Genomic DNA, 8,245 nt, shown 5'->3' with positions numbered 1-8,245 from the left:
TTAATGCAATTGGCATTACTCATTGAACCAATCCCAGATCCCAAGAGACGTACCCTCAAACAGATCAATGCCTAATGCTGATTTTAGTAAATAAAGTAGCAGCAAGCCAAGAACCATAGACAGCATAATAAAGCCAGCAATAGAGAGGATGAAAACGACCATAGATACCTGTTTTTCCTTGCGATTCAATGCGCGTTTGTTTCTACCTAAAAGGAACACATAGAAAAAACGCCAGCCGACAAACGGAAAATAGAAGGTGCCACGATTATCGATAAAGTGTTGCTGCCACGGTTTACCAATCAATGCTAGCCGGAAATAGATAAGCTGTGATTCACTGTAACTATCGGCATACTTGCTTGGCATATCCAGTAGCTCTTTATGGACTCGGGGAGCATCCCTTAAGGAGGGACGCAGATATTCAGAGGTCATTATTATCCTTCATTAGGGTTATTGAGCTTTCACGATTATTTTTGTTTTAAAGATCAACAGGCCTGAGCCAATACAAGGTGTTAGTTAAAAAGTAAGTGCTGACCTATCAAGCGTAGTAGATAGTTGCTAATAGTTGCTAACTCTCAAATAGCGATAATACCAATCGCGACAATGATTTGATCGCTCAGCGGGCGTTTAGCGGTGTTGAGGCAAGGTCATTAATTGCTCCTCGATAACAGCTCCTGCGTTACTCTACCTCCTATATCCATATAGTCGTGCATGAATGACATTCACCACATCTGATCTCCAAGGATGGAGGGAATGCCTTAAGCATGTCTGGAACATGCTAGGCCATGTGGTTTGCAGTGAGTGAAGTACATAGTTGTTCTACGTTCAAGCTCATTAACGCAGCATTAGATTCGCTAAAACTCGCCTGTAAGGAGTGTTTTAGCTTCCTATTTCAGTGTTGGATAAGTGCAAAAGGGAACAGCCATTATGTCAATGATCCGCCTTTAATTAGCTCGCTAAAAACACCCTGAGTAGATCAACGACTTATAGAAAAGCATGGACTTTACTCAGTGTTATTGATTTTACTAAGGGAATGACGATTGGCGGCAATCAATGCCGTGATTAAAGTCCATTAAATCCCCACTGAATCCTGCATCTTCAGGTAGAACGGGTATACCTACTGATATAAGACACATTTGCTAATAATTCTTTATATTTATTTTGCTGAAGGTTAATCAAAAGTTTGCTACTTTGTTTGCCTCTATCGCTCCCATTTAGAATAATTACAATAGGATGGCCTCTTCGATGAAACTTCGGCACTCACTTGCATGTTGCATGTTAGCTCTGGGCACAATTAATATTTCTCCCTCATTTGCCTCTGACTCTAGTGATAAAGCAGGCTATTTTCGCGCACCGGCATTGAACCAACAAACATTAGTATTTACTGCTGAAGGCGATCTTTGGACTAAAAACCTAACAGAGTCGAAAGCCCGACGTTTAACCAGTTTACCAGCTGAAGAGTTGGGAGCGACTATTTCTCCTGATGGTCAATCTGTTGCTTATGTAGCGAACTATGAAGGTTCATCAGAGGTTTACGTTATTGCAATTGACGGTGGTCAAGCCAAGCGAGTCAGCTTTGAAAACTCTCGAGTGAGAGTGCAAGGCTGGACCCGTGATGGAAAAATTCTGTACGCCACTGATAATGCATTTGGTCCAGCAAATTACTGGGTATTACGTACTGTCGACCCTACAAGTCTGGTAACAACAGATTTACCGCTTGCCGATGCTATCGAAGGGGTTATTGATGAGCAAAATGAATATGTTTATTTCACTCGTTTTGGCCTGCAAACTACCGGTGATAATGCCAAAGTCTATCGAGGCGGCGCTAAAGGAGAGCTTTGGCGTTTTAAGTTGGGTGAGCAACAAGAAGCGCAGCAATTAGCGGCTACCCACGACGGCTCAGTCAGGCAACCCATGTTGTGGCAGTCTCGTGTGTACTTTATCAGCGATAGTGACGGTAATGACAATATCTGGTCAATGTCAGTTGATGGCAAAGATCTACAGCAACATACACATTATAAAGAGTGGCAAGTGAGAAGTGCCAAACTTAATGAAGGGCGTATTGTATTCCAGAAGGGCGCCGATATTAAGTTATTCGATATTGCATCGAATAAAGAGCAAGCTGTTGATATTGAATTGATTTCAGATTTTTCGCATAAACGAGAACATTGGGTCAACGATCCGATGAAGTATGCAACATCTACAAGATTTACACCGCAAAACGACAGAGTTGTGATCACCGCTCGTAGCCAAGTCGCCATCGCTTCAACGGATGGTCAAAGATTGGTACAGCTGACAGTACCTGCAGACAGTCGAGTGCGCAATGCGGTTATGAGTAAAGATGGCCAGTGGGTATACGGCATAAGTGACATTAGCGGTGAGCAGGAGATATGGCAATTTGCCGCCGATGGCAGTGATAAACGTAAGCAGTTAACCGAAAACGGCAAAGCATTACGTATGGATCTGCACCTGTCGCCTAACGGTCGTTATTTGGCTCATGATGATTATGACGGTAATGTTTGGCTATTAGATTTAAAGAAAGGACGCGATAAGAAAATCATTACCCAGGGGGAAGGGCTTGGACCGTACGCCGATATCGTTTGGTCGGGAGACAGTCAGTTTATCGCGCTTACCAAAGCTGAGATGGGGAAAAATCGCACCCAAATTGTGTTGTATTCTTTAGATAAAAACAAAGCACAAGCACTCACCACAGATAAGTATGAGTCATTCTCGCCCAGTTTCAGTAAAGATGGCGACTGGCTTTATTTTCTCTCAAACCGCAAATTTGTCTCTACGCCAAGCTCTCCATGGGGTGACAGAAACATGGGGCCAATGTTTAATAAGCGCACTGAAGTGTTTGCTATAGCCCTAAACTCCAAAGCACGTTTTGCGTTTCAAAAGCCCAATGAGTTGCTGAGTGAGCCTGAAAAAGACAGTGATGACGAGATTAGAACCCAAGTTGACTGGGATGGTTTATCGGCCAGATTATGGCAAGTGCCAGTCGCAGCAGGTAACTATTCATCACTGCAGCTCGGTGAGGATAAGTTCTACCTACTTGATAGAAATGTGGGAAGCCGTAAGTCTTCTTTGAAGGTGGTTAAGTTTAATCCGCTAAGTCCTAAGGTCGAAACGTTCTCAAAGGATGTGGGTTCATATAGCTTGTCTGACGACAGTAAAAAGCTGTTTATTCGCAAACAATCAAAGCAGGGTAAAGAGATGTTGATTGTTGATGCGGGCGACAAGCTACCTAAAGAACTCGATAACGCCAAAGTCCAGGTAAACAATTGGCAGCTGGCCATTCAACCAACCGCTGAATGGCAGCAGATGTTTGAAGATGCCTGGTTAATGCACCGAGATTCGTTCTATGACAAGAAAATGCGTGGTGTCGATTGGCAGCAAGCTAAAGTGAAATACCAACCGTTGGTGGATCGTTTAACTGACCGTCATGAGCTCAATGATATTTTCAAGATGATGATGGGCGAGTTAGATTCGCTGCACTCGCAAGTGCGTGGCGGCGATTTTGCCAAAGATCCCAACAAGGCTAAATCTGCAAGTTTAGGTGCGCGTTTGGAGCAAACAAAAGCAGGGGTGGTGATTGAGCATATTTATCAAGGCGATCCTGAACTGCCTAAGCAAGCGGCGCCACTAAAACAGATGGGTGTTGATGCTAAAGTGGGTGACATTATTGTCGCGATAAACGGTCGAAAGCTGACGAATATCGCTGATGTTACGCGCCTTATTCGTAACCAAAGTACTAAACAGGTACTGCTAGAGCTTAAACGCGGCAGTAACACCCATCAGACAATTGTAAAGCCTGTCACCGCATCAGCGAATGCAAAATTAAGGTATCAAGACTGGGTTAACCACAACAGTCATGAAGTTAGTAAAGCAAGTGACGGTAAGTTCGGTTACCTGCACCTGTATGCGATGGGCAGTGGTGATATCGCCAGCTTTGCTCGTGAGTTCTACGCGAATTATGATAAACAGGGGCTCATTATTGATGTTCGTCGTAACCGAGGCGGTAATATCGACAGTTGGATTATTGAGAAATTGCTTAGACGTACATGGGCATTTTGGGCGCCAACCCACGGCACTCCATCTGGCAATATGCAGCAAACCTTTAACGGTCACTTAGTCGTACTGACCGATCAGCTGACTTATTCAGACGGTGAGACCTTCTCTGCTGGAGTTAAAGCACTGGGTATTGCTCCGCTTATAGGTAAGCAAACTACGGGAGCCGGCGTATGGTTGTCTGGCCGTAACTCTTTGACTGATAAAGGAATGGCGCGAGTTGCTGAGTATCCACAATATGCAATGGACGGTAGCTGGATTATTGAAGGACGTGGCGTCAGCCCTGATATCGAAGTTGATAACCTGCCATATGCAACCTTTACCGGTAAAGATGCGCAACTTGAAAAAGCGTTGGACTACCTTAAGCAAGCGCTAAAGAAACAAGCTGTAGAGGATTTCAAACCTAAAGCTCTACCTGCAAGAGGTATGGCAGAGGATGTAAAGCGAGCACACTAACTTGATTTAGTGTCAAACAATTTTGATGAGTTTAGAGCGTTATTGGCCAAGCAGTTCCCAGGTTGATAACGCTCATTTTATTGCGGTGTTACAAGGCTCATCGCCAACCCCGCCGACAACATTCCTGCCTTAAAATCTAAAATTCAGACATGGCTCTAAGACTCAATCCGCTGATTTAATGATGTGATAGAGCGTAAGCTAAGCTTATTTCTAAAAGATATTGAATTTTAAGTGTTTTTAACACTGAACAGGTTAAATATAGTGAGTGTTTTAAGCAACTGCATCGGTTAGGGATACGGAACAATATGACTGAACAAAAGGGTACGCCTGAAGAAGTCTCTGCAAGTGATAGTGCCAAGGTAGAGACCAGCCCTACAGAGGACAAAAAGAACAGTAAAATTCGTAAGGCAACCAACATTATTTTGATTGTTGTTAGTTTTTTATTTGTATTCCACTTAATCGCCGACCGTTTTATTCCCTCCACCGATTTAGGCCGCATTTGAGGCTATGTCGTACCGATTAGTCCGCAAGTCTCAGGTGAAATCGTAGAGATATTAGCAACTCCCAACACGCTAATTAGAGCGGGGGATGTACTAGCTAAAATAGATACTACTGACTATGAGATTGCATTAAATCAAGCCGAAGAATCTTTAAAGAAAGCGGGACAAAATGTTGGTGCCCAAACATCAAATGTCACTGCTGCACAAGCCAAAGTGACCAATGCCGTTGCCAATTATAAAAATGCGCAGGTTCAGTCTAGGCGAATTTTCACCATGGTTGAAAAGCAGGTTATGTCGCAAGCTGATGCTGATAATGCTCGTGCCGAGTTGACTAAAGCAGAGGCTGGGGTTGCGAGCGCAAAAGCAGATTTGGCCAAAGCTGAAGAGCGTTTAGGTGCTCAGGGAGAGAATAACACCAGCATTAAATCGGCATTACTCAGTTTAGAGCAGGCACAATTAAATTTGCAGCGCACCTCCATTACAGCGCCTACTGACGGCGTAGCGTCTAACTTTAGGTTGAAAGAGGGGATATATGCTAGCGCTGGTCAGCCTATTATGACCTTTATCTCTTCAGAAGATGTCTGGATTGAAGCGTATTTCAGAGAAAATAGTTTAGGCAACATAACTGCCGGTGATGAGGTCGAATTCGCGCTAGATTATGCGCCAGGCCAAGTGTTTAAAGCAAAGGTGGGTAACATTGACTACGGTATAGACTGGGGACAGAGTGAACAAACGGGCAAACTTGCTCAGATCTAAGGCCAAACTGGCTGGCTTAGGCAGTCACAACGCTTCCCTGTCACCATAGTATTATCAAAAGATGAAGCGGTCGGGCTGCGACGTGTAGGCGGCCAAGTAGATGTCATCGTTTATACCAAAAATAATTCAATGATAAACTTATTTGGCCGTGCTTGGATCAGAATTGTGAGCTGGTTTTCTTATGTCAGATAAAGCTCAGGAGCTTATTGCTAACGCTGAAAAAGCGGCACTTGAAGAGGCCATTTATACTCGACGAGTGCTCAGGTTTACTCTGGGAATAGGTCTTGCGGTCGCAGTTTCTTCTATCTGGGCTTGGCCGCTAGCGTTTATTATACCGGTATTTGTTGCTAAGTTTTTGGTCGACAGACAAGAGCCTACAGTGCAAACAGTATACGAGTTACTCATCTCAATGATTTGTACGATCGCAATTGCTTGGCTAGTCAGTTTCGGACCCACACAATACCCTGCGGTGTTACTGCCATTATTGGCGATGATGATGTTGTGGGGCTATTACCTGTTTAGTAGCCCTAAATGGAATTTCTTTACGACGATTTTTATCGTCGCAACGCTGTTATTACCTTATCTTGGGCTATTGGAGCCGGGCGCATCGCTGATGGTTGGGGTCGGACTCAGTTTTTCAGGAGTCGTAGCGGTTGCTATTTTTGCTTTATTACATGTTTTACTCCCCGATCTATCTCCAGAGAAAGAGTCACTCGCCAATGCAGAGCAAAGTCATGATGAACGTGCTCATGAAGCATTTAGAGCCCTCATTCTAGCGTTTCCTGTTATCTGTTTTTTTTACTTTTTAGAGATCTCTGGCGCACTACTAACCATGATCTTTATTGCCATTTTGTCGCTGCAGGCTGCAGGGGCAAAGAGTATCAAAGTGAGTCTTTTTTTGTTGGTTACCAACGGCATTGGTGGAGCACTGGCGATAGTGTTCTATAACTTGTTGACGATTGTTCCTGAACTGCCATTTTACATAGGTATGTCGATGTTAGCAGCACTAATATTTGGGCAAAAGATCTACGCTGAACCCGCTAAGGCACCATTATTTTCGGGGATTTTGTCGGCTTTATTCGTGGTTGTTGGCTCAACGGTTTCTTCCACAGATAAAGATGTTGCGGTTAACTTTTATCTGCGGATCTTGCAGCTATTCTTAGTTGGTGTGTACATGATATTCGCTTCTTTTTATTTAGAATCGAGAGATTGGAAGTTCTTAAAGAAGAGAGACAGCCTTTAAGTTGACAATAGATTAAGTGCAAATAATTTTATTTGCACCAATAGCATGGAGTTTATAGGTAATGGATCATATCTTTATCGGGCTATTACTATTTGGCTGTTTATACAGCTCAAACGCGTTGTCAATCAAGATATATCTACCTTTCTCAAACTAAGTAAAAACCGTGTGTATGCCGCACTGTCATTGTTGGTTTTCGGGCTTATATTACAACTTGTCGGTGCGATAGGCTTATCGATTACCTATGATCATGAGGTTAACAAAAGCGGCGAAGCGCTAAGAACATTAACCAAAACGAGTGATGTAGCGCTTTACTCTTGGGTTAAAGCCTGGGAGTCGCGAATTACCGCTCGATAGACAGGCTTTAAATCTGCCATAAAGGCTTTTTGGTTCTTGGAAGCGACATACTTCATAGAATTACGGATTTGATGGATAACGCACAGCTGAGTTTCTGTTTCAGGGAAGATAGTCGCTATCGCCTCAGGAAAGCCCGTTAGCCCATCGATGCAAGCTATTAGGATATCTTTAACACCGCGATTATGAAGGTCGGTCAACACGGATAACCAGTAATTAGCCCCTTCATTTTCAGATAAATGAAGTCCTAATATCTCTTTCTTCCCCTGCATGTTCAACGCCAAAAGAGTGTAAACAGCCTTGCTGATATAACGGCCATCTTCTTTGACTTTATAGTGGATAGCGTCAAGCCAAACAATCGGGTAATGACTGTCTAATGGGCGTTGCTGCCAGGCTTTAAGTTCAGGGAGGAGCTTATCTGTTACACTGTTTATCGTGCCGCTTGAGACGTTTATGCCGTACATATCCTCAACGTGTTTATTGATATCTTGAGGCTCGCTATATACGAGTAAACAGTTCCAAAGTTTACTAACTGAAAACGGAATATTAGCGTCTATGAGCTGTGTTGGAGCCTGTTTGGATAATGCTGTAGTTGAACGTTTTGAAGCATGGGTGGTTGTTAAATATGGTGCGTTTCACGCGGGAAACCATGAAGCAAGATGTTGAAAAATATATTCGTTATTACAACCATGAACGATTACATACAACGCTCGGAGATTTAACACCAATCAACTATGTGAAATTACAAAGTCAGGTGTCCGGTTGTGCTTGACTTGAATAATTAAGAGTGGGCTATAATTCCATTCAAGTACCGTTCTCATTTTATAATGCCCAAGATGAGCTGGTGGGGCTTGATACCAATCAGTATAAA

5 protein-coding genes and 2 pseudogenes are annotated in these 8,245 nt (G+C 43.3%); 5 read left to right on the top strand and 2 right to left on the bottom strand.

Features of this window, described 5'->3' with window-relative positions; genetic code table 11:
- Positions 1 to 15: 15 nt before the first annotated feature.
- Positions 16 to 429: a hypothetical protein gene (locus AB4238_RS17020; protein WP_372034510.1), complete on the bottom strand. Its 414-nt coding sequence runs from the start codon at positions 427 to 429 to the stop codon at positions 16 to 18.
- Between the two features lie 813 nt (positions 430 to 1,242).
- On the opposite strand from AB4238_RS17020, the gene AB4238_RS17015 reads away from it, so the two are divergent.
- The 4 genes from AB4238_RS17015 to AB4238_RS17000 all read left to right on the top strand — a co-directional run bounded on the left by AB4238_RS17015 (position 1,243) and on the right by AB4238_RS17000 (position 7,023).
- Positions 1,243 to 4,524: a S41 family peptidase gene (locus tag AB4238_RS17015; RefSeq protein WP_372034509.1), complete on the top strand. Its 3,282-nt coding sequence runs from the start codon at positions 1,243 to 1,245 to the stop codon at positions 4,522 to 4,524.
- Positions 4,525 to 4,829: 305 nt separating this feature from the next.
- Positions 4,830 to 5,027 (top strand): hypothetical protein, encoded by a 198-nt coding sequence (locus AB4238_RS17010; RefSeq protein WP_372034508.1) that lies wholly within the window; start codon positions 4,830 to 4,832, stop codon positions 5,025 to 5,027.
- 15 nt (positions 5,028 to 5,042) lie between these two features.
- Entirely contained in the window at positions 5,043 to 5,780 is a 738-nt protein-coding gene (locus tag AB4238_RS17005) for an HlyD family secretion protein (protein ID WP_372034512.1), read from the top strand.
- 181 nt (positions 5,781 to 5,961) lie between these two features.
- The gene (locus AB4238_RS17000) at positions 5,962 to 7,023 is read left to right on the top strand and encodes a DUF2955 domain-containing protein (RefSeq protein WP_372034507.1); all 1,062 of its coding nucleotides are present in this window, start codon (positions 5,962 to 5,964) and stop codon (positions 7,021 to 7,023) included.
- A 329-nt stretch (positions 7,024 to 7,352) separates the two neighbouring features.
- Here the strand turns inward: AB4238_RS17000 and AB4238_RS16995 are convergent.
- Positions 7,353 to 7,865 (bottom strand): annotated as a pseudogene (locus AB4238_RS16995) (transposase); the annotation flags it as partial.
- A 10-nt stretch (positions 7,866 to 7,875) separates the two neighbouring features.
- Between AB4238_RS16995 and AB4238_RS16990 the strand changes: the two are divergent.
- Positions 7,876 to 8,146, top strand: a pseudogene (locus tag AB4238_RS16990) (integrase core domain-containing protein); the annotation flags it as partial.
- Positions 8,147 to 8,245 lie beyond the last annotated feature (99 nt).

It is taken from the genome of Shewanella sp. 10N.286.45.A1 (assembly GCF_041470405.1).
Lineage (GTDB): Bacteria > Pseudomonadota > Gammaproteobacteria > Enterobacterales > Shewanellaceae > Shewanella.
This window is presented reverse-complemented; position numbering and strand designations above follow the sequence as displayed.

Coding starts and splice junctions, on each gene's coding strand:
- AB4238_RS17020 (WP_372034510.1), bottom strand. CDS start 429: ATGACCTCTGAATATCTGCGTCCCTCCTTAAGGGATGCTCCCCGAGTC.
- AB4238_RS17015 (WP_372034509.1), top strand. CDS start 1,243: ATGAAACTTCGGCACTCACTTGCATGTTGCATGTTAGCTCTGGGCACA.
- AB4238_RS17010 (WP_372034508.1), top strand. CDS start 4,830: ATGACTGAACAAAAGGGTACGCCTGAAGAAGTCTCTGCAAGTGATAGT.
- AB4238_RS17000 (WP_372034507.1), top strand. CDS start 5,962: ATGTCAGATAAAGCTCAGGAGCTTATTGCTAACGCTGAAAAAGCGGCA.